Below are 22,266 nucleotides of genomic sequence, written 5' to 3'. Positions count from 1 at the left end.
ATTGAACATTGATTAAATCAACAATTAAAGTTAACTTACTTTTAATGTATGAATATTAATTTAAATTCTTTTCCACTGATAAATCAGATTCTTTCTGTATAAATGTAAAAAAATAGGATAGAAAAATCTTATGTCTGGCCTTCAGGAAGAATATTTACAGCATCAAACAAGGATTGAGCAGCTCCGACTCTCAATTCAATATATTCGCTTGTATCTGATTAGCTTAATATTACTTTGCTTAATTTCGGCCATTATTTTCACTTGTTACTTTACTTCTTACATCACAAATTTTATTTGGTCAATTGGTTTCACTATTTTATGTCTTGGTTGTCTATTATTTATCCCAAAGTTTTTAACACGTTATCGTGACATTAATTTCATTAGAAAAACTGATTTAACATTACAAGCTATTTGTTTGGTATCAGGGATATTAATGGGATTAAATATAATTGTTCTGCATTTCTCTCTTCCTTCTACAATTATATCTATCTCTGATGTTCATATTCTAATTGGATTATTTATTAGTTCATCTCATATTATCGGTCTTACCTTTCTAACTCAGCAACCCCGATATTTTTATTTACTTTTTATTCCAAGCACTGTTCCACTTATTATTAGCCAGTTTACACATGTACAGACATCGCAACTTCCCTTTTACTTTGCGTATAATTTAGCCTTCTTAGCTACCCTACTTTGTGCTTACGCAACTCAACGCAACTACCAAAAAATTTCTCAGCTCCTATTTAAAAATAAACAACTCGTACAAGTTGCGGAACAACATACGCAATGGGCTGAAGAATTATGTATACAACTTCAACAAGAAGTAAATAAATCAAAAGATATTGAAGCACAGCTTCAATTTAATAATCATTTGCTCGAACAGAAAGTACGTGAAAGGACCTATGATTTAACCAAAATGAATGAGAAGCTTGAAAGCCATCATCATAATTTAGCATTTGCTCATGAAACTGCTGGTATTCGTCCGTGGGATTGGGACATTGAAAAACAAAAATTAGAAATTACTTTTTTTGATCGACAAAAGCAGACTCAAAGTACATCTTTACACCTCAATACAATTTTAGAACGTATCCATCCTAATGATCGAAAGTTATTTGATGAGCGCCTAAAAGAGCATTTAGATGGAAAATCTGATCACTTCAATATTACCTTTCGTATTCTACGGCGTAATGGTTCTTGGCGCTGGATTCACGATGTAGGCCGTGTCATTAGCCGTGACCCTAAATCCAATAAAGCTTTACGCATGGTGGGAATGACCAGAGATATTCATCAAGAAAAAAAAGATCAAGAACATTTGAGACTTTGCGCTATTGTGCTTGAACAAGCAGCAGAAGGAATTTTTATTTTAGATGATAAACTGAATTATATTGATGTTAATCCCTATTATGAAAAATTAACTGGTTTCTCGAAATCTGAATTGTTAAATCAACAACTATTCAATATCACAATAAATCAGAAATTACAGCAACAAGAGTTTCATGACTCCATTACCCAGCAACTACTTAAAACTGGCGAATATATGGGTCAATTTGATGAAAAGTTTGTATCAGGTAAAAGTGTTCACTTATGGCTCCATATTAATGCTGTGAAAGATGAACATAATCAAGTTATTAATTATATTGGTTTTGCACGTGATTTAACCGAACAAAAGCGGCAAGAGCAACATTTATCTTATTTAAAAAATTATGACAGCTTAACTCATCTTCCTAATCGTTTTTATTATTACAATCAATTACACCAGTATTTAATTAATCCATCTTATAGCTTTAAAAATCTTGCATTAATACGTATTAATATTGATAGGTTTAGAGCGTTTAATGAGTTTTTAAATAATGATAGTGGTGATGAATTACTAAAACAGTTTGCACAGCGTCTACGCCTCACCAACATTAATGCCATTTTAGTGGCTTACTTAAATGGTGATGATTTTGCAATTATTTATGAAATATCACCAATTCATCCTAATATTGAGCAATATTGTCAAAATATTTTACAAGCATTAAATGCTCCATTTTATATTGATCAACAAGAGTATTTTATTACCGCCTCTATTGGAGTTGCCTGCTTTCCAGAGCATGGTAGACAAATTGACCATCTCAATAACCATGCCGAACAAGCACTATCTGAAGCAAAACGTTTAGGGGGTAACATCATTTGCTACTATTTCAATAAAGCAACCAATCCGTATAAAACCGCAGATTTAGAGCAAGAATTACGCAAAGCCATCCAAAATGATGAATTTATTGTTTATTACCAACCAAAAATTAATTTAAATGACAAATCTCTTAAAGGTTTTGAAGCCTTAATTCGCTGGCAACATCCTGACAAGGAATTAGTCATGCCGAATATGTTCATTCCTTTTGCCGAACGTAGTAGCCTTATTTCCGATATTGGTAAAGTGGTTTTAGATAAGGTTGGCAAACAATTACAAGAGTGGAAAAACTTAGGTTATTCAGATATTCAAGTCTCTGTAAATATTGTTGCCCAACAAATTCATCGTGGACTTTTACTGAATGATCTAGATGAAGTTTTAGAGAAATATCAACTCGATGGATCAAATCTAGAACTCGAAATTACTGAATCGGCTTTATTAGACAATACTGATAATGTGAAAAAATTATTGCATTCAATTAAAGAACGCAATATTTCGATTGCACTCGATGACTTTGGTACAGGCTATTCATCTTTAGCTTACCTGACAGAATATCCAATCGATGTTTTAAAAATTGATCGAGCCTTTATTTCGAAAATCGGCGATCAAAAACAAGAAGCTATTGTCAATGCCATGATTGCGATGGGCAAAAGTATGGGGTTAAAACTGGTGGCTGAAGGTGTTGAAACCGAAGAGCAAGTTATTTATCTACAAAAACAACAATGTGATTTTTTACAAGGCTATTTCTTTAGTCGCCCACTTCATCCAAATCAGATTAAGCAATATCTTCAATCAAATACACATATTTCATAATTGTTTTAACAGTCTATTTTACATGCACTGGTTTTTCCAAAAATGAGCGTTTTTGACTGTGAGAAATAGAGAAGTAGTGTTATATTCTTTAGCATTTAGCTCACTATGGGGCTATTGGCAATTCGTCTACTATTCTCTTAATTGGTAAAAATTAAAGCATAGTAAGAGCGTCACATTGCCTCCCCCTAAATGAGTGATTTGACTAGTTTGCTTTTTTGTATCAAATAGAGACTCAGATGGACGATCAATCTTTAAAACAGGCCGCTTTAAATTACCACGAATATCCAAATCCAGGGAAAATCAGCGTCACGCCTAGTAAGCAGCTCGTCAACCAACGAGATTTAGCTCTAGCTTATTCACCAGGGGTTGCTGCTCCATGTTTAGAGATTGAACGTGATCCTTCAGCTGCTGCAAAATATACTGCACGTGGCAACTTAGTTGCTGTTGTAAGTAACGGTACTGCGGTTCTTGGTTTAGGTAATATTGGTCCATTAGCTTCTAAACCAGTAATGGAAGGTAAAGGCGTTCTTTTCAAAAAGTTCGCTGGTGTTGACGTATTTGATATTGAAATTGCTGAAAACGATCCAGATAAAATCGTTGATATTGTTGCTTCATTAGAACCAACTTTCGGCGGTATTAACCTTGAAGATATCAAAGCGCCAGAATGTTTCTATATCGAGAAGAAACTTCGTGAACGCATGAAAATTCCTGTGTTCCATGATGACCAACACGGTACAAGTATTATTGTAGGTTCAGCATTATTAAATGCTCTACAACTGGTTAACAAGAAAATTGAAGAAATCAAAATTGTTGCTTCAGGTGCAGGTGCTGCTGCCCTTTCTTGTTTAGATTTACTTTGCGCTTTGGGCGTAAATAAAGAAAATATCATTGTAGCCGACTCTCGTGGTCTTCTTACGACTTCACGTGAAGGCTTAGATGAATCTAAAAAACGTTATGTACAAGACATTAAAGCGACTCAATTACATGAAGTAATGGCTGGCGCAGATATGTTCTTGGGCCTTTCAGCTGCTGGCATTCTCACCAAAGACATGGTGAAACTAATGGCTGAAAATCCAATTATCTTTGCTTTGGCAAACCCAGATCCAGAAATTTTACCTGAACACGCGCATGAAGTACGTCCTGATGTCATTATGGCAACTGGTCGTTCGGACTACCCGAACCAAGTAAACAACGCTTTATGTTTCCCTTATATCTTCCGTGGTGCACTTGACGTAGGTGCTACAACAATTAATGAAGATATGAAAATTGCTTGTGTACATGCAATCGCACGTATGGCTCACGTAGAAGCTGATGCTGCTACTTATGGCGAAAAATCTGCTTCATTTGGTCGTGACTACTTAATTCCACGTCCACTTGATCAACGCTTAATTTTAGAAATCGCACCTGCTGTTGCTAAAGCTGCAATGGATTCAGGTGTGGCAACTCGTCCTATCGAAGACTTTGCTGCATATCGTCAAAAACTGTCTGAGTTTGTTTATAACTCTGCATTCTTGATGAAACCAATCTTCGCTCAAGCAAAAACAGATCCTAAACGTATTGCATACGCTGAAGGTGAAGATGAACGCGTATTACGTGCTGTTCAAATTGCAGTTGATGAAGATTTAGCTAAACCAATTTTAGTTGGTCGTACTGCAGTCATTGAAGCAAACATCAAAAAATTAGGTCTACGTTTACAACATGGCGTGAACATTGAGATTGTAGATCAAGAACAAAACCCGATGTACGAAGAGTTTTGGAAAGACTACTACCAAACAATGCAACGTAAAGGCATTACTGTTGAATATGCTCAACGTGAAGCTCGCCGTCGCTCAACTTTAATCGCATCGCTTCTGGTTAAATTTGGTAAAGCTGATGGTATGTTATGTGGTACTTACAGTAGCTATAACATTCACCTAGACTTCGTACGCAACGTTATTGGCCTTAAAGAAGGTATGAACAACTTCTTCACGCTCAATGCATTAATGCTTGAAGACCGTAACTTGTTTATTGCTGATACCTATGTAAACACTAACCCGACTGCTGAACAACTTGCTGAAATGACAATTTTAGCAGCTGAAGAAGTACGTCGCTTTGGTATTACACCACGTGTAGCTTTACTTTCTCACTCAAGTTTCGGTAGCGACCAGACTGATTCAAGCGCTCAAAAAATGCGTGAAGTTTATCGTATTTTATCTGAGCAAGCTCCAGAGCTTGAAGTTGAAGGTGAAATGCATGGTGATGCAGCATTAGATGAAAGCATTCGTCAATTTGCATTCCCAGGTTCACGCTTCAAAGGCTCGGCAAACTTGCTCATTATGCCGAACCTAGATGCAGCAAACATTTCATTTAACTTGCTAAAAGCAACTTCTGGTAACAACGTTACCATTGGTCCAATTTTGCTAGGTGCTGCTAAACCAGTTCATATTTTGACACCTACAGCGACGACTCGCCGCCTTATCAATATGACTGCTTTAACTGTTGCTGAAATTCAACAACAAGAAAAGTAATTTAGAAACTGCTTTTTACGAAAAGCGTTTCTAATGACTTGAGAAAACCTCTATTCTGTAGCATGATTGCTTGAAGAATAGAGGTTTTTTCATGCAAGTGTATTTAGTAGGCGGTGCTGTTCGAGATTATTTACTTGGGCATCCCTATCAAGAAAAGGACTATGTTGTGGTCGGTGCAACGCCGGAACACATGCTCGCCCAAGGTTTCCAACCTGTAGGCAAAGATTTCCCTGTGTTTCTTCATCCCCAAACCAAAGAAGAATATGCACTTGCACGAACCGAACGGAAGTCAGGTCAGGGATATCACGGATTTCAATTCTTTACTGATACCACCGTAAGCTTAGAAGATGACTTAATTCGTCGTGATTTAACCATTAATGCAATAGCCATGGATCAAGACGGCAAAATATACGATCCATATGGTGGGCAAAGCGACTTAGAGAATAAAACTCTACGTCATGTTTCAGAAGCTTTTGCTGAAGACCCTTTAAGAGTTTTACGTGTGGCTCGTTTTGCAGCACGATACTTCCCATATGGTTTTCAAATTGCTCCTGAGACTTTGCAGCTTATGCAAACTATGGCAGAGTCAGGTGAACTAGATGCATTAACACCAGAACGTGTTTGGAAGGAAACTTCTCGCGCTTTAATGGAAACTCATGCAGACATTTACTTCCAAACTCTGCGTGATTGTGGGGCGTTAAAACATCTTTTCCCTGAAATTGATGCTTTATTTGGTGTACCTCAACGTCCTGAATATCACCCAGAAGTAGATTGTGGCATTCATACTCTTATGTCATTACAACAAGCTTGTAAATCGAATTATTCACTCGATGTACGTTTTGCTGTTTTAGTGCATGATCTTGGTAAAGCATTGACCCCTGCTGATGAGCTTCCTCGCCATATCATGCATGAAGAGCGTGGTATTAAACCAGTTACTGAGTTGTGTGAACGTTTACGAGTTCCAACTCAGACCAAGCAGTTGGCATTATCAGTGTGCAAAGAACATTTAAAATGCCACCAGATTATGTCCTTAAAACCAGGCACTTTATGGCGTCTATTACAACGCCTAGATGTTTTACGTCGTCCTGAAAGAGTAGAAGCTTTTGTACAAGCGTGTGAATGTGATGCAAAAGGAAGATTAGGATTAGAAGATCGTCCTTATCCTCAAGCTCAATATATGCTTGAAGCCATGCAGATTGTTCGCTCTATTAAAGTTCAAAATTTACCTGAAAATATTAAAGGTGCTGAAATTGGTGAGATGCTCATTCAATATCGAATTGAAGCTTTAACTGAATTTAAAAATCAGCATCAAAGTGTTAGTCATTCCTAATGAGTAATCATAAAAAAAGCCTCTTTACGAGGCTTTTTTTATTTAGATTTTAACGCTTTGGAAGCGGAATATACTGAGATTGGGTATTTTGCGCTTTACGCTCCCCTACAGTCACAACAAAGTGTTGTTGTTTACCGTCTCGTTCAACCAGTACATTAATTTCGCTATTTGGTGCTTGTAAAGCCACATAGTTAATTAAGTGAGAAGCTGAAGTGATCTGTTCATTATTTACTTGAACAATCTTATCACCAACTTTAATACCAGCTGAAGCTGCTGGACCATTTTTCAATACATCAGCAACTACAACTCCGACCTGTTGTTTTGGTGCTAATACATCATCTTGCGTAGGTGGAAGTAAACTAATACCTAACCAACCACGGACTACACGACCATCTTTTAAAATAGAGTTGAGTACTTGTTGGCAAACTTTAGCAGGGATCGCAAAACCAATACCTAATGAACCACCAGATTGCGAGAAAATAGCAGTATTTACACCAATCAAGTTACCTGCGACATCAATTAACGCACCACCCGAGTTACCTGGGTTAATTGCAGCATCTGTTTGAATAAAGTCTTCGTAAGTATTGATACCTAAATCTGAGCGACCAGTTGCGGAAACAATTCCCTGAGTTACTGTTTGACCCACACCAAATGGATTACCAATTGCTAAGACAACATCACCAACTTCATTACCACTCAATTTAAATGGCAATACTGGTAACTTATCTAAATCAATTTTAATCACTGCTAAATCTGTATCAGGATCTGTCCCGACAATTGTAGCTACGGCACGACGTCCGTCATGTAAAGCAACTACAATCTGGTCGGCTTGAGCAATCACATGATTGTTCGTCAAGATATAACCATCGGCACGAACAATAACACCAGATCCTAAGCTATTTTCATTTTGCTGTTGTTGTTCAGGAACCTGATTTCCAAAAAATTCACGGAAGACAGGATCACTCAATAAAGGATGATTTTGTTTAACTTTCTGGGTCGTAAAAATATTCACAACTGCCGGCGCTGCAACTTTTACAGCAGCGCTATAGGACACCACCCCGCCCGTTCGAGAAGTATCCACCAGTGGTTCAACTTTCTCAGCAGGCATTTGCACACCATCAACTGCAACAGTTGGTTTCGGCCGATGGTATTTTTGCCATGCGATAAAACTGGCAATTACAATAATAAGTAACACCCAAGGTAACCATGTAAAGGTGCGGCGCACGTTCATATCCTCTACGAAAAGAAGTTTTTAATTAAATTAATATATTGAACAAAAAGAGTTTTCAATTACGCATTTTAAATTAAATATGTCGATATACATAAAAAAGTCAAAAAAGATTTGTCTAGCTTTAGTTACACAACAAAATATGTTTCTATAGCTTTAGCAATTATTTACTACTCAATTCAGGAAATATCATGGCGAATTTGCATGAAATTATTCAGTGGTGTGATCAAACCTTAAAAGCGGCAGAATTTAAAGATTACGCACCAAATGGCCTGCAAATTGAAGGTTCAACTGAAGTAAAGCATATCGTTTGTGCCGTTACTGCTTCCGAAGATGCTATTGATGCAGCAATTGCTCAAAATGCAGACTTACTACTCGTACACCACGGTTATTTTTGGAAAGGCGAACCGTACCCAATTACAGGAATGCGCGGTAATCGCATTAAAAAACTCATTCAAAATAATATTTCATTAGTCGCTTACCATCTGCCGTTAGATGCGCACCCAACTTTGGGCAACAATGTAGCGATTGCAGAGAAATTAAATTTACAGAATTTAGAACCTCTTGATTTAACCGAAAAACATCCGATTGGTAATATCGGTTATTTAGAACAAGCGCTTTCTGTAGAGGAATTTAAAACAAAACTACAAAATAGCTTTGATTTTAAAGTCATTCACTTACCAGCAGAAAAACAAACTATTCAAAAAATAGGCTTCTGTACAGGTGGTGCTCAAGATTATATTTCTAAAGCGGCTTTACAAAACTGTGATGCTTATATTTCTGGTGAAGTGAGTGAACGAACTTTTTACGAGGCTAAAGAATTAGGTGTTCATTATTTTGCCTGTGGTCACCATGCAACCGAACGTTATGGTGTTCAACGTTTGGCCCAAGCCATTTCAAAACAATTTGCAATTGAAGCTGAATATTTTGAATTGAATAATCCGATTTAATTAAGTTTTTTTTTCAATCTGTGTTATGCGTATTAATTAGATCTTTATTGTGTATAGTTCTTTAAAACGATGCCCTATTGTTACCAGAATCATTTACAATAGAGCCACTTAATTGTATAACCCAGCAAATGCAAGGAATAGGAACATGACAACCATTACTTTACCTGCACTTCCATATGGCTATGATGATTTAGCGCCACATATCAGTAAAGAAACTTTAGAATACCATCACGACAAACACCACAATACCTATGTTGTTAACTTAAACAACTTAATTAAAGGCACTGACCTTGAAGGTAAAACTTTAGAAGAAATCATTAAAGCAACTGCTGGTGATGCTTCGAAAGCTGGTATTTTCAACAATGCTGCTCAAGTTTGGAACCACACTTTCTACTGGAACAGCATGAAACCAAATGGTGGTGGTAAGCCTACTGGCGCAATCGCTGCTAAAATTGACGAAGCTTTCGGTAGCTACGAAAAATTTGCAGAAGAATTCGCTGCTGCTGCAACAACTCAGTTCGGTTCAGGTTGGGCTTGGTTAGTTGCTGATGAAGTAAACGGTAAACTTTCTATTACTAAAACTTCTAATGCAGACACTCCACTTGCACACGGCCAAATTGCTGTATTAACAATTGACGTATGGGAACATGCTTACTACATCGATTTCCGTAACTTACGTCCTAAATACATCTCAACTTTCTTAGAAAGCCTTGTGAACTGGGACTATGCAAATGCAAAACTTGCAGGTCAACCAGCTGGTGTAGAGAAATAATTTTATTTCTTTATAAAAAACCACCCTTTTTAGGGTGGTTTTTTTGTTTTTAGTGCAGTAAAAGCATATTAATCAAGCAAACGATTCATTTTCTTTAATATTCTTATTGACGCATTTAGATTTCATCCATAAAATGCGCATCAGATTCTCCAATAGCTCAGTCGGTAGAGCGACGGACTGTTAATCCGCAGGTCCCTGGTTCGAGCCCAGGTTGGAGAGCCATCTACTAATCTCCCATAGCTCAGTCGGTAGAGCGACGGACTGTTAATCCGCAGGTCCCTGGTTCGAGCCCAGGTGGGAGAGCCAAGATTCTAAAAGCCCACATTTATTGTGGGCTTTTTCTTTTCTAAGGATTTAATAATTTTCCATTATTTTGAATAAAATCAATGTTTCGTGTATTTTTAAACCAAACGATTAGATATTCTCTTTAATTCTCTTATTAGCCCTTGACCTAGCTCCCTTTCCTCCCTAAAATCCTTTTCCAGATTCTCCCATAGCTCAGTCGGTAGAGCGACGGACTGTTAATCCGCAGGTCCCTGGTTCGAGCCCAGGTGGGAGAGCCAAGATTCTTAAAAACCCACTCATTACGAGTGGGTTTTTATTTGTATGATGTTGTCACATGTTCGAATCGAGTCATTTATTTTTTATTATTTTAGGCTGCTTAAGCACCTGTATTTTTCTTGTCGTTTGTTTACGTCCCTATTTATTTCAAAAACAAAAATTCTTTGCCCGCCCTGTCATTACTAATTTTGAAACTCAGATGTTTATCCGTTTGAAACAGAGTTTCCCTAGTTACCATGTTTTAGCTCAAGTGGCCTTTAGCGCATTAATTACCAGTAATGATTATAAAGTTCGTAGTCAGTTCAACCGTAAAGTTACCGACTTTGTTGTGCTAAACGACAAAATGGAAGTCATCGCAATCATTGAGTTAGACGACCCTACCCATCTTGAGAAAGTAGAAGAAGACCGTATGCGTGATCAAATGCTTACAGAAGCAGGATATATCGTAAAACGTTATACAAGCATCCCTAGCGTACGCCAGCTACAAAAGGATATTCATTAACAGCACTGCTATTATTTCTTTTCAGAACTTGCAGCTTCTTTCTCAGCTATTCTTTTTTCCATTTCTAAACGTTGCTGCTCATACTGCTTTTTATTCTTAGCATCACTTTTTGCAGCAAAGAAAAGTATCCCAATAATCAAAAAAGGAATAAGCAAACCTAATCCCATTAATAACCACGGAACAGACTTTTTTTCAACAGGTTGCTGGCTCATAAGTGTTTTAAACTCGAACGGTATCAATTTTCAGAATGCGTAACAATATAACAAAAAGGGCCCACTTTTGGACCCTTTTAATTTGAATATTTGGTGGTGTTTCAAAAAGTATGCTGACATTAAATGAAGCCATTATTGATGTAAAAAAAGGTTAAGTCGAAAGCTTTAAAATGGTTTTCAATCTTTTTTGAAAAATTACAACTCCTTCTAAAACCACGCCTAATTCGATGCCTTATTTTGCAATTATTACCTTCAATACCTACAGTAAAAAATTTACCAATACTTTGCTTGCAGTTTTTAAAAGCAGTTATGAAACTGTCCCAATGATCACTTGCAATTCGGGTGTAGTGAATACCTAATTGTTTAAGCTTTGTTTTCAATCGTTGAACTGTAGCTAAGTCTCTTTTACCCCAAACATAAGCAACAATCTCACCTGTTTCTCGATGGTAGGCGTAAATAAGCCATTGTTTATTATTTTTATTTCCCACAAAAGTCCAAAACTCATCAACTTCAAGAGACTCATAATGACTTTGTTTAGGCTGAATTTGGTAGGTCGATTCGGTTAAAGTACGTAAAACTTTACCGATACTGATTCGCTCAACTTCAGCGATATCTCGTATACCACTACCTCTGACCATCAACTGTAATATTTTTCGAGTAATGCCTGAATTACATCCTAGATAGCTCAGAGCATGGTCACCAATAAACTGACGTTTACAGTCTTTGCACTGATAGTTTTGTTTCCCATCTACTTTGATGCCATTTTTCTTTATACTGTCACTGAGGCAGGTTGGACATTTGATTTCTAGAGTTATTCGCATTTCTCTATTTTATCAAAATTCAACCTGCTTTGTTTCAGCATACTTTTTGAAACACCACCGAATATTTTAAATACACATTTATTGTGCTAATCCTGTACATTCAACATTTTTACTAGCATCTATTACCGATGGATCAAGCACTATATTTGTTTTAGCTGGCATCTTAGATTGAACAAATTGATAAATTTCAGCATTTCTACATACAATCGCTTGAGTGTGAGCAGCCCCTAGAACAGGTACAAACGTCACATCAGTTCCCATTTTTTTAAGACCATTTTGCAAGGCATCTGTAACTGGATATGGTACAGCCATATCAGCAGTACCTTGAACGATCATGACAGGTGAATTAATTTTTTTAGTCGCAGGCTGGTTATCAGTCAAGAATTTTTTCACAGTTGGGTTTTCTTGGAAATTACCAGCTAAACCTGGATAATCTGTAACTATTTTACCAGCATTAGTCGCAAGATAATCACGGATATCAGCCGCAAATTTATTATGTAAATCGGTTAAGCACATACCATTTTCGCCTGTGGTACCCTCTGCGAACTCAGCTATACTTTGTGACCGTTGTTGGAAAATCTCACGATAATTAAATTTAGGTTCATAAGCCGTAATACCTACTGTGGTATATGCAGCATATGCAAGTAGCTCAGCATAAACTTCTACAGCCGTACCAATAGGTGCTGTACCGGCTTGCTCTTTTTTAAGAATATCTTGAATTGCTTGTGGTGCCACTACAGAAATAATATAGCCAAGACTAGAAGCTGGTGCCGTTGCAACTGCACCTTTATAGTTGGTGTCGTTATTTGCAAATTCCGCAGTACCTAGAGAAGCATGCCCACCTTGAGACTGCCCAATCGACATCCATGCACCGTTTAGCTGATTACCATAATGATCTTTTGCCGCTTTAACAGCTGCAATTGCAGATTTAGCTTCACTTCCCAAATTAAGGTATGGATGCATTCCACGCGTACCTAAACCTTCATAATCTGGGGCTATCACAACATAGCCTGCTGCCAATAATGTATCCGCTAAAATTTTGAAACGTGGATTAATTGTATTATTGCTTGGTGCGCAGCCATCTCCTACACCTACTGTTCCATGCTCCCATACCACCACCCGATAGCCATCTTTAGGTTGTGCAATTTTAGGGAACATAACAAGAGCTGTTGCTTGAGCAGTTTTGCCTTGTACATTCTCCATGTTATAAGTCATAACTTTAATAGATGCGGCACCGCTTAAACTATCTTGAGAATAAGTTTTCTCAGAAATATAGGTTTGATCAGGATTTACACCAATATAGTCATCATTATTGTCATTACACGCTGTAAGAAATAATGCTGAAACTGATAATGTTATAGCTAAAGCAATGTTTGACCGTTTCATAAAATATCCTTTTTATGTGTTATTTATTCCGCATATTTTTTATGCACAAATATTAAGACATAAAAAAAGTGCTCTGCATAGAACACTTTTCAACCTTACGGTCATTTTTACTATATGAAATTTAAAAATATTCCTAGAAAAATGATTAATCCAACCCAGCGATTGTGACGAAATGCCCAGAAACAAACCTGAGGATTGCGGTCTTTGGTTTTAATTGTTTGATATATAAAATCGAATGCCACTAAAACCAAAGCAATGGTCGCCCATGGAAATAAAATATTTTCTAAATATAATGCGCTTCCAATCAAAACAAGGCTGGTTACTTGTAAAAGTGCAATAATTTGGATGTCATAACGCCCAAAAAGAATAGCGGTAGATTTCACGCCAATTTTTAAATCATATTCACGGTCTGTAATTGCGTATTGAGTGTCATAAGCCACTGTCCAAGCCAAATTGCCAAAATAGAGCAACCAACAAGTTAAATCTAAAGGCTTACCCATTGCTGTAAAAGACATTGGAATGCCCCAAGAAAATGCCATACCTAATACGACTTGAGGTAAATGGGTATATCTTTTCATGAAAGGATATATAAATGCTAAAACCAACCCTCCTAACGCACAATAAAATGTCGCGATAGGTAAAAAGAAAAGCGTACAAGCACTTGCAAATACTAAAGCTAAAAATACATATATAGCTTCTCTTGGGCGAATTACACCAGTTGCCAAAGGACGAGTTTTTGTACGTTCTACATGACCATCCACTTTACGATCAGCAAAGTCATTAATAGCACATCCAGCAGCACGCATAAAAATTGTACCTAATACCATCGCTAAAAGAATATGTAGAGGTGGCATTCCCTCTGCTGCAACCCAAAGTGCCCACATGGTTGGCCAAAACACCAGCTCGGTTCCAATTGGCTTATCAAATCGACATAGATAATAATAAGCTTCTAAACGCTGACGCCATGTTGTACCTGTTGCAGTCGTCATAGTAATTCCTTGTCGTGCTGCTGATATAAAAAAGCTTCAAAAGCTGGTAAGAATGTTTCTTGAACAATAAATTTACACCCATGCCAAGTATAGCAACTTTGTCGCGTCCAGCCTTCTGGTAAGCGAATAACACGGCGATCACACAGTGGAGTTGTTCTTTGAAATAAAAAACGGCCTATCGGTTTAGAACCAATATGCTGAAATATACGGGCTTTTTTTTGTAAGCTTTGAATTGGAAAAATACTTTTTGCTTTAACCCACGGCTCTACTTCGCAACCATATAAATAAGTTTCCCTCACCCATGAAGTGTGGGTATGAGGCATATTCATCCATTGACTGTCTGCAAAAGTTAACCGTTGAAAATGTTCTTTGAAAGGTTTTACGCTGAACTGTCCACTGCCAAGTTCAGTCAATTGTTGTGTCAGAGAACCAGACGCATACAACCATGTTTTCAATGCAGGATTTAAAACTTGTTCCTGTTTAAGTACTGGTTGACGTTTACGCATAATCTGCTCACATGAAAACTCGCACCTAGTTTACCCCAATTTTTTGATAAAAAACGTAGAGAATTCAATCAACATTCCAAGCAATAAAAAAGCCTGCATAAGCAGGCTTTTTTATGAAATACGTATTACAAGCTGTAGTACATATCGAATTCAACTGGGTGAGTAGTCGTGTTAAGACGACGTACATCTTCAGTTTTAAGTTCGATGTATGCATCAAGCATTTCTTTAGTGAACACGCCGCCTTTTAACAAGAATTCGTGATCTGCTTGAAGTGCTTCAAGAGCCATATCTAAGCTATGAGCAACTGTTGGGATTTTTGCTTCTTCTTCTGGAGGAAGATCATACAAGTTCTTGTCAGCAGCTTCGCCCGGATGGATCTTGTTTTGGATACCGTCGATACCAGCCATTAACAATGCAGCGAAACCTAAGTACGGGTTCATCATTGGGTCTGGGAAACGAGCTTCGATACGCTTACCTTTAGGGCTTGAAACGTATGGAATACGGATAGACGCAGAACGGTTTCGTGCTGAGTAAGCAAGCATAATTGGTGCTTCGAAGTGAGGAACCAAACGCTTGTACGAGTTTGTAGATGGGTTTGTGATTGCATTCAATGCACGAGCATGCTTGATGATACCACCGATGAAGTACAACGCCATTTCTGAAAGGCCTGCATATTCATCACCAGCAAACAAGTTCTTGCCATCTTTAGAGATAGACATGTGAACATGCATACCAGAACCGTTATCACCTACCATTGGTTTAGGCATAAACGTAGCTGTTTTTGCATATTGATGTGCAACGTTCCAAACAGCATATTTAAACTGTTGAACTTCGTCAGCTTTACGAACAAGAGTATTGAAGCTCACACCAATTTCTAACTGGCAAGAAGCAACTTCGTGGTGATGTACTTCTACACGACCTGGACCCATGATGTCTTCGATTTTTGCACACATTTCTGCACGCATATCTTGTGAAGAATCAACTGGAGGAACTGGGAAGTAACCGCCTTTCACACGTGGACGGTGACCAGAGTTACCAGACTCATAGCTGTTACCAGTAGACCAAGCAGCTTCTTCAGCGATTAATGTATGACGAGCGCCAGACATATCGATGTCCCATTTCACTTCGTCAAATACAAAGAATTCTGGTTCTGGACCGAAGAATGCAGTATCACCGATACCTGTAGATTTTAAGTATTCTTCTGCACGGCGAGCAATCGAACGTGGGTCACGCTCATAACCTTGACCAGTTGAAGGTTCAATAACGTCACAAGTCACAACTACAGTTGGTTCAGCAAAGAACGGGTCGATGAAACCAGTTTCTGCATCTGGACGTAAGATCATGTCAGACGCTTCAATGCCTTTCCAACCAGCGATTGAAGAACCATCAAACATTTTACCGTCTTCAAAAGTATCTTCATCAATAGAATCAGCTGGGTAAGTTACGTGCTGTTCTTTACCCTTAGTATCAGTAAAGCGAAAATCGACCCATTTTGCGCCACTTTCTTGTATGAGTTGAAGGACCTTGTTCGCCATGCTCATTTTGCTCCAATGAAATTTTGTTGCACTTGTTGAGTGCGTGTTAGTTGCTGGTATTTATAAAGCAATTCTCATACCAACTTTATAAGACTTACCTAAAACATTGAATTACTTATATCTATTCATGATTTAGGCCCCTTGTCTTGAACCCATTATACTGTTTGAATGTGCAAATGCACCATATTCACACATTTTCAAATTATGGCATATTTAAACAGCTCATTATTGCCCTAATTTAGTGCAAAATTGTTGCACTGATATAACCCGCTGCATCAATTTCTAACAGTCATTTCTGATCATAATACTTTCTTATATATAATGTTGAGATTGTTATCAGATTACACAAAAAAATTTACGGGTCTTAAAGCCATAGATCTCACTCATTTTTACGATGCTTAAATGAGTCAAGCTAACTCATTAAGTAATCCAAATAATCTTTCTGTTGTTTACCTACAATCTTATAAATAGTTTTCATTTTTATGAATTCTTATCTTTCATTTCAGCACTATACAGTTCTTTGATTCAGCAAATGAACACTGATCATAATTAACACCTAATAACTAACTCCACTATTCATGTTCTTTTTCATTCACTTTTTTTATACAAGGTAAATTTGCTTTTATTATTAAAAATAACTAAAAAATAAAATATAAATTTTGGTTATAAATAATCAAACTAAAAGTTATGTTTATAAAAAAGCAGAAAATCATTCAAGGATTTGAATAATGAAACATGAACTTAAACAGCCAGATAAAGCATTTTTTGGTCATCCTAAACCGCTACAAGGTTTATTTTTTACAGAGCTTTGGGAAAGGTTTTCTTATTATGGTATTCAGCCTTTACTTATTCTCTACATGATTGCTATGGTCAATGAGGGTGGCCTAGCACTCGACCGACCAACGGCTGCCGCTATTGTTGGGTTATTTGCAGGTTCAATGTATTTAATGACCGTCTTTGGTGGATGGGTTGCAGATAACTGGTTAGGGCAAGCACGTGCTGTCTGGTATGGATCAATTATTATTGCCTTAGGTCATTTATCAATTGCCCTTAGCTCTCTGTTTAATCAGTCGTTCTTTTACTTAGGTTTAGTACTGATTGTTTTAGGTACCGGATTATTTAAAACCTGTATTTCGGTGATTGTAGGAACACTATATAAAACTCATGACGCAAGGCGTGATGCAGGTTTTTCTATTTTTTATATGGGAATTAACATGGGGTCTTTTATCGCCCCACTCATAACGGGACTGTTGGTACAAAATCATGGCTGGCATTTAGGCTTTGGTATTGGTGGCATCGGAATGTTAATTGCTTTATTAATTTTCCGCTTTTTTGCACTCCCGCAACTTCAAACTTTTAATGAGTTACGTCAGGAAACCAACACCTGTAATAAACCTGTTGTAGATAATAAAAATGCACCCAAAATTGTATTTAGTTTTTTATTCGTAGTTGCAATGATTATTGCGTTAACTTTGCTTGGGATTATCCACATTAACCCAGTCGTTGTAGCAACCTACTTAACCATAGGAATTGGCCTAGGAATTATTGCCTACTTTGCTTATTTATTGCTTTTCCTTAATTTAGATCAAAACGACAAATTTAAAATTATTATTTGTTTTGTGCTATTGATCACTTCCGCTCTTTTTTGGTCTGCTTTTGAACAAAAGCCAACATCTTTTAATTTATTTGCTCAGGACTATACAAACCGCAATGTTTTAGGCTTTGAAATTCCAACCGTATGGTTCCAGTCTATTAATGCCTTTTTTATCATTATTTTTGCCCCAATTGCCGCATGGCTGTGGGCCAAACTAGGCAAATCGAATAAAGACCCCAATTACATTTCAAAATTTATTATTGCGCTTTTACTTGCGGCAGGCGGATTTTTAGTAATGTCGTTTGCTAGCCGTTTTGCGATTAGTGATGGTTTGGTTTCGCCGTTTTGGATTGTAGGCAGTTTATTTTTACTTACACTAGGAGAACTCTGCCTAAGTCCAATTGGTTTATCGACCATGACCAAACTTGCACCAAATGTAATTCGTGGGCAAATTATGGGACTATGGTTTACAGGTACTGCTTTAGGTAACCTCATGGCAGGTCTAATTGGCGGACAAGTTTCAGCAGATGCGATCGAACATTTACCTAGTTTATTTATGCGCTGCGTATTGGCGTTGGTTATTGGCGCAATCGTGTTATTTTTATTAAAGAACCCCCTGAATAAATTAATGAATAAAACTAGCAACAAAGCTCAACCTAATTTGGAAACGATATGACCGACTTAACTGTTCCAGAAAAACTAGCAAAACTTCGTGAACTCATGACCACTCAACACGTTGATGCTTTGATTGTTATGAGTGCAGATCCTCATATGTCAGAGTATTTACCTGACTACTGGAAAGCAAGGCAGTGGTTAAGCGGTTTTAGTGGCTCTGTTGGCACCTTAGTTGTGACTCAAAACTTTGCGGGACTGTGGGCTGATGGTCGCTATTGGGTGCAAGCCGAACAACAACTCGCAGGAACTGGCTTTCAATTACAAAAGCTGACCAGTGATGAGTCTTCAACACATCTTGCATGGATTGAGAAAAACTTATCCGCTGGTTCGGTTATTTCAGTAAACGGTCAAACGCTTTCAATCCAGCAATTTAAGGCTTTAGAAGCTACAGCAAAACAACGCGGTTTTAAACTTGAAACACAACAAGATTTAATCGGTTCAATCTGGTTCAACCGCCCTAAACTTCCTTCAGAGCAGATTCATTTAATGTCCGAAGGCTTAAATGCACTATCTCGTAAAGAAAAAATTCAGGCGCTTCGTGAGACATTAGCTAACAAGAATATTACGGGTCATTTTATTTCATCTTTAGATGATATTGCATGGCTCCTAAATGCACGTGGGCAAGATGTAGAATATAACCCAGTATTCCTTTCGCATTTATATATCAGTGCTCAACAAGCTGTTTTATTCATTGATAGCATTAAAGTTGATTCAACCATTCAACAGGCTTTCAAAGCAGATGGCATTGAGATTCGTGACTACCAAGATACAGCTCAGTTTTTAGCGAATATTTCTGATGCTTCAGTACTTTTAGATCCAGCCAAAGTATCGGTTTTTCATGAACAAGCGATCGCAAAAGATATTCGGATTGTCTACGACATCAACCCAAGTACACTTTTTAAATCGCGTAAACATGAAAGTGAGATAGCTCATATCCGTCACGCCATGGTGAAAGATGGGGTTGCACTATGTCACTTTTTTCACTGGTTGGAAAAAGCACTTCATCATGGTGAAAGCATTTCAGAGTTGACTATTGATGAGAAAACTACAGCCTTCCGTGCTGAGCAAGAGGGTTTTATAGGCCCAAGTTTTTCAACGATTGCTGGCTTTAATGCCAATGGCGCTCTACCCCATTACCGTGCAACTGAAGAGCACTACTCGTTCATTGAAGATAATGGTCTGTTACTGATTGACTCAGGTGGACAATATGTAGATGGCACTACCGACATTACTCGTGTTGTTCCCGTCGGCACACCAACAGAGCAACAAAAACGTGACTACACCTTGGTTTTAAAATGTCACATAGCTTTGGCAAAAACGATTTATCCAGAAGGTTTAGCTGCTCCTCTACTCGATTCAATTTGTCGCAATACTTTATGGCAACATGGTTTAGATTATCGACATGGAACAGGCCACGGCGTCGGCTTTGCGCTTAATGTTCATGAAGGACCGCAAGTGCTTTCTTATTACGCGCCTATACATGCCTATAGCAAACTACGCGCGGGAATGATTATTTCTAACGAGCCAGGCTTATACCATGAGGGACAATACGGTATTCGTATTGAAAATCTGGTTGCAAACAAACTTCACTCAGGGTTTGAGAAAACTTATGGCGATTTCTTAGAGTTTGAAACGCTGACCCTTTGCCCGATTCATTTAGATTGTATTGTCGTTGACATGCTAACGAATGAAGAGAAAGACTGGTTAAATGGTTACCATCAAACTGTTCAAGAAAGACTGGCTGAACATTTATCTGGCGATGTTCTAGATTGGCTGATTTATAACACACGTAAGATTTAAATATTTAATAGCATTAAACCAAATCAAAGCCTTGAAAGAGCCAAGGCTTTGATTTAAATCCTATAAGATATGTAAAGAATCAAAAACCATACTAAATACTTATTCTAATCCGTTTATTATTTTTTATTTAGTTACAGTTTCTGTCTAATAGAATTTTAGGAACTTTTTTCTTATAGAGTTCAAATTTTTTTGTAATTTGTCTATCTTTGTTTCCAACAAATGACTTATTTGCTATTAATTCCATAGCACCTTTATTTGATTTTTTACTATCATCAGCAATAAGGTCATCTAAGTCATTATTAGCTTCTATCAAACCATTCTTATATCTATATTTTAGGTAATTTGTATTAATCAAATTATCCTTCTTAAAATTGAACTTATATTTTTCTTGTCCCGATTCTCCATAAAGACTCAATATAAGAGAACAATAATTTTTCTCTTTTTTCAATTCGATCCCGCCACCTTCAGGACTAATTCCCTGATCAGTTAAATCTAGCTCATAGATTTTCTTTGGAGACATGTTAGTTTTAGCGGATAAGTTACATCCTGTTAAGAGAAAGAAAAAACTAATAATAAGTTTTATTATCGTGCCTTGTTTATTTAACATTATATACTACCTTTAATGGATCACCGCCTGCATCTTTAGTTAGTTGTCTAAGCTGCGACATAGTTTTTCCAGTTTTTAGTTGGAAGTGAGGATTATCAACTATTGATTTCCAATCTCCACCCCACTCTAATCCAATACTTTTCCCGACAGGGGCGACTTTTCTCAGTATTTGAATATTTTTAGCATCCGACTTTGCATCCATGTGAAGTTTACCATCTTCCCATAATGGAAAAACATCAACAGCCAAAGCAAAGTTATGGTTACTTTGACCACCTCGTGCTCTTGTTACAATACTTCCAGGTGTTGTACGTCCTTTGGCGTACAAAGCATCTTGCTGTGCATAGGTACGATAATCTTGAACAATAACAAGTTGTACCTGGTGCTTTGCATACACTTCATTGATGAACTTTCTGATTAAGTCCCTTACTTGTGGATGTAATCTAGCTATAGCTCTCTCATTCTTTGCAGAAACTTTTGAAGATGCAGAGGTTGACGATGATACCTTTGCAACTGGTGTCTTTTCCTTATTTTGTGAGGCATCCTGAACAACTTTAGGTGGTGTTACAGGCCGATTCTCGTCTTTTTTCTTCTCAGTATGTGGTTTAGGCACAGTAGACTTAATTTGACGATCATAGACTTTTATCGTTTGGTTTTGTGAGATTTTACCGTCACTTAATCCATTAAGTTTCTTAATTTCGTCAATGCTATTACCAGTAAGTTTAGCAATTAAAGGCAAAGTATCGGTTCGCTGAGCTACGATAATCTTAGTTTTCTCTGCCTGATATTGCTGTGGTACAGGGGGTTTTGGCTTGTTTTCAGGCGCAGGCGAAGAAGCCTCAGTTTTATTGGTAGGTATCTTTAAGACTTGCCCAGCATGAATATCTTGGTCATTTTTTAAGTTGTTGATTCTTATTAACTCATCCGTAGTTGTATTGTTGTCTTTCGCGATTCGAGATAAATAATCTCCTTCAGCAACAATATAAGTTGATCTAACATATCCTCCCTGTGCTACTTCTTTAGTAGTTAGCTTTAAACCTTTAAGCAAGACTTTAGGGCTAGGTATAGTAAAAATAGTCTTTTCGCCAATTAGTTGTATTTTAACTTTAGAGTTGTACTCTCCAGTGGCTATACTTCTAACTCGAACATCAATAACTGTTCCAACTGGACGTTTAATCCATACTGATTCGCCATTGGCAGTAGTAACAAACTCAGAAATTAATGAGGAACCAACCCAAAGTTGATGAGCTAACCCATTTATTGGTTGGCCCAGGGCATCTAAGAATTTTATATTGGCTAGACAATCCATGA

16 protein-coding genes, 3 tRNA genes and 1 pseudogene are annotated in these 22,266 nt (G+C 37.4%); 11 read left to right on the top strand and 9 right to left on the bottom strand.

Features of this window, described 5'->3' with window-relative positions:
- Positions 1-130 precede the first annotated feature (130 nt).
- From F985_RS09610 to F985_RS09600, 3 genes are all read left to right on the top strand, one after another.
- Complete coding sequence (locus F985_RS09610; RefSeq protein ID WP_004700401.1) at positions 131-2,983, top strand: putative bifunctional diguanylate cyclase/phosphodiesterase; 2,853 nt, start codon at positions 131-133, stop codon at positions 2,981-2,983.
- A gap of 236 nt (positions 2,984-3,219) precedes the next feature.
- Positions 3,220-5,490 (top strand): NADP-dependent malic enzyme, encoded by a 2,271-nt coding sequence (locus tag F985_RS09605; RefSeq protein WP_004700400.1) that lies wholly within the window; start codon positions 3,220-3,222, stop codon positions 5,488-5,490.
- Between the two features lie 91 nt (positions 5,491-5,581).
- On the top strand, positions 5,582-6,820 hold the full coding sequence (locus F985_RS09600; protein WP_004700397.1) for a multifunctional CCA addition/repair protein: 1,239 nt from the start codon (positions 5,582-5,584) through the stop codon (positions 6,818-6,820).
- Positions 6,821-6,869: 49 nt separating this feature from the next.
- Here the strand turns inward: F985_RS09600 and F985_RS09595 are convergent, their stop codons facing one another.
- On the bottom strand, positions 6,870-8,045 hold the full coding sequence (locus tag F985_RS09595; RefSeq protein WP_004700395.1) for a S1C family serine protease: 1,176 nt from the start codon (positions 8,043-8,045) through the stop codon (positions 6,870-6,872).
- A 194-nt stretch (positions 8,046-8,239) separates the two neighbouring features.
- Between F985_RS09595 and F985_RS09590 the strand changes: the two genes are divergently transcribed.
- The 6 genes from F985_RS09590 to F985_RS09565 all read left to right on the top strand — a co-directional run bounded on the left by F985_RS09590 (position 8,240) and on the right by F985_RS09565 (position 10,833).
- The gene (locus F985_RS09590; RefSeq protein WP_004700393.1) at positions 8,240-8,998 is read left to right on the top strand and encodes a Nif3-like dinuclear metal center hexameric protein; all 759 of its coding nucleotides are present in this window, start codon (positions 8,240-8,242) and stop codon (positions 8,996-8,998) included.
- Positions 8,999-9,143: 145 nt separating this feature from the next.
- Entirely contained in the window at positions 9,144-9,770 is a 627-nt protein-coding gene (locus F985_RS09585) for a superoxide dismutase (protein WP_004700390.1), read from the top strand.
- 146 nt (positions 9,771-9,916) lie between these two features.
- Positions 9,917-9,992, top strand: a tRNA-Asn gene (locus tag F985_RS09580).
- Between the two features lie 8 nt (positions 9,993-10,000).
- Positions 10,001-10,076: transfer RNA gene (locus tag F985_RS09575), tRNA-Asn, on the top strand.
- 181 nt (positions 10,077-10,257) lie between these two features.
- A tRNA-Asn gene (locus F985_RS09570) sits at positions 10,258-10,333 on the top strand.
- Between the two features lie 56 nt (positions 10,334-10,389).
- Entirely contained in the window at positions 10,390-10,833 is a 444-nt protein-coding gene (locus tag F985_RS09565; RefSeq protein ID WP_004700388.1) for a DUF2726 domain-containing protein, read from the top strand.
- An 11-nt stretch (positions 10,834-10,844) separates the two neighbouring features.
- Here F985_RS09565 and F985_RS09560 read toward each other — a convergent pair whose 3' ends face one another.
- The 6 genes from F985_RS09560 to glnA all read right to left on the bottom strand — a co-directional run bounded on the left by F985_RS09560 (position 10,845) and on the right by glnA (position 16,288).
- Entirely contained in the window at positions 10,845-11,045 is a 201-nt protein-coding gene (locus F985_RS09560) for a hypothetical protein (RefSeq protein WP_004700385.1), read from the bottom strand.
- Positions 11,046-11,164: 119 nt separating this feature from the next.
- The gene (locus F985_RS09555) at positions 11,165-11,866 is read right to left on the bottom strand and encodes an IS1-like element ISPa14 family transposase (protein ID WP_001223318.1); all 702 of its coding nucleotides are present in this window, start codon (positions 11,864-11,866) and stop codon (positions 11,165-11,167) included.
- A 78-nt stretch (positions 11,867-11,944) separates the two neighbouring features.
- On the bottom strand, positions 11,945-13,252 hold the full coding sequence (locus tag F985_RS09550; protein WP_004700383.1) for an alpha/beta hydrolase family protein: 1,308 nt from the start codon (positions 13,250-13,252) through the stop codon (positions 11,945-11,947).
- Between the two features lie 110 nt (positions 13,253-13,362).
- Positions 13,363-14,241: a 4-hydroxybenzoate octaprenyltransferase gene (gene ubiA / locus F985_RS09545; protein ID WP_004700380.1), complete on the bottom strand. Its 879-nt coding sequence runs from the start codon at positions 14,239-14,241 to the stop codon at positions 13,363-13,365.
- The gene (locus F985_RS09540) at positions 14,238-14,747 is read right to left on the bottom strand and encodes a chorismate--pyruvate lyase family protein (protein ID WP_004700378.1); all 510 of its coding nucleotides are present in this window, start codon (positions 14,745-14,747) and stop codon (positions 14,238-14,240) included. The genes ubiA and F985_RS09540 overlap by 4 nt, the downstream gene beginning before the upstream one ends.
- Before the next feature lie 125 nt (positions 14,748-14,872).
- Entirely contained in the window at positions 14,873-16,288 is a 1,416-nt protein-coding gene (gene glnA, locus F985_RS09535) for a type I glutamate--ammonia ligase (RefSeq protein WP_171057781.1), read from the bottom strand.
- Between the two features lie 702 nt (positions 16,289-16,990).
- Between glnA and F985_RS09530 the strand changes: the two are divergent.
- Positions 16,991-18,552, top strand: a pseudogene (locus tag F985_RS09530) (peptide MFS transporter).
- Complete coding sequence (locus F985_RS09525; RefSeq protein WP_004700372.1) at positions 18,549-20,351, top strand: aminopeptidase P family protein; 1,803 nt, start codon at positions 18,549-18,551, stop codon at positions 20,349-20,351. Before F985_RS09530 ends, F985_RS09525 begins: the two are co-directional and overlap by 4 nt.
- Positions 20,352-20,478: 127 nt before the next feature.
- On the opposite strand, the gene F985_RS09520 is transcribed toward F985_RS09525, so the two are convergent.
- Entirely contained in the window at positions 20,479-20,958 is a 480-nt protein-coding gene (locus tag F985_RS09520) for a hypothetical protein (RefSeq protein ID WP_004700369.1), read from the bottom strand.
- Entirely contained in the window at positions 20,948-22,264 is a 1,317-nt protein-coding gene (locus F985_RS09515) for a LysM peptidoglycan-binding domain-containing protein (RefSeq protein ID WP_004700368.1), read from the bottom strand. The genes F985_RS09520 and F985_RS09515 overlap by 11 nt, the downstream gene beginning before the upstream one ends.
- Between the last annotated feature and the right edge of the window lie 2 nt (positions 22,265-22,266).

This window comes from Acinetobacter seifertii (assembly GCF_000368065.1).
Lineage (GTDB): Bacteria > Pseudomonadota > Gammaproteobacteria > Pseudomonadales > Moraxellaceae > Acinetobacter > Acinetobacter seifertii.
The sequence above is the reverse complement of the archived record's forward strand: the minus strand, read 5'-3'. Positions and strand labels throughout refer to the sequence as shown.

Coding starts and splice junctions, on each gene's coding strand:
- F985_RS09610 (WP_004700401.1), top strand. CDS start 131: ATGTCTGGCCTTCAGGAAGAATATTTACAGCATCAAACAAGGATTGAG.
- F985_RS09605 (WP_004700400.1), top strand. CDS start 3,220: ATGGACGATCAATCTTTAAAACAGGCCGCTTTAAATTACCACGAATAT.
- F985_RS09600 (WP_004700397.1), top strand. CDS start 5,582: ATGCAAGTGTATTTAGTAGGCGGTGCTGTTCGAGATTATTTACTTGGG.
- F985_RS09590 (WP_004700393.1), top strand. CDS start 8,240: ATGGCGAATTTGCATGAAATTATTCAGTGGTGTGATCAAACCTTAAAA.
- F985_RS09585 (WP_004700390.1), top strand. CDS start 9,144: ATGACAACCATTACTTTACCTGCACTTCCATATGGCTATGATGATTTA.
- F985_RS09565 (WP_004700388.1), top strand. CDS start 10,390: ATGTTCGAATCGAGTCATTTATTTTTTATTATTTTAGGCTGCTTAAGC.
- F985_RS09560 (WP_004700385.1), bottom strand. CDS start 11,045: ATGAGCCAGCAACCTGTTGAAAAAAAGTCTGTTCCGTGGTTATTAATG.
- F985_RS09555 (WP_001223318.1), bottom strand. CDS start 11,866: ATGCGAATAACTCTAGAAATCAAATGTCCAACCTGCCTCAGTGACAGT.
- F985_RS09550 (WP_004700383.1), bottom strand. CDS start 13,252: ATGAAACGGTCAAACATTGCTTTAGCTATAACATTATCAGTTTCAGCA.
- ubiA (WP_004700380.1), bottom strand. CDS start 14,241: ATGACGACTGCAACAGGTACAACATGGCGTCAGCGTTTAGAAGCTTAT.
- F985_RS09540 (WP_004700378.1), bottom strand. CDS start 14,747: ATGCGTAAACGTCAACCAGTACTTAAACAGGAACAAGTTTTAAATCCT.
- glnA (WP_171057781.1), bottom strand. CDS start 16,288: ATGAGCATGGCGAACAAGGTCCTTCAACTCATACAAGAAAGTGGCGCA.
- F985_RS09525 (WP_004700372.1), top strand. CDS start 18,549: ATGACCGACTTAACTGTTCCAGAAAAACTAGCAAAACTTCGTGAACTC.
- F985_RS09520 (WP_004700369.1), bottom strand. CDS start 20,958: ATGTTAAATAAACAAGGCACGATAATAAAACTTATTATTAGTTTTTTC.
- F985_RS09515 (WP_004700368.1), bottom strand. CDS start 22,264: ATGGATTGTCTAGCCAATATAAAATTCTTAGATGCCCTGGGCCAACCA.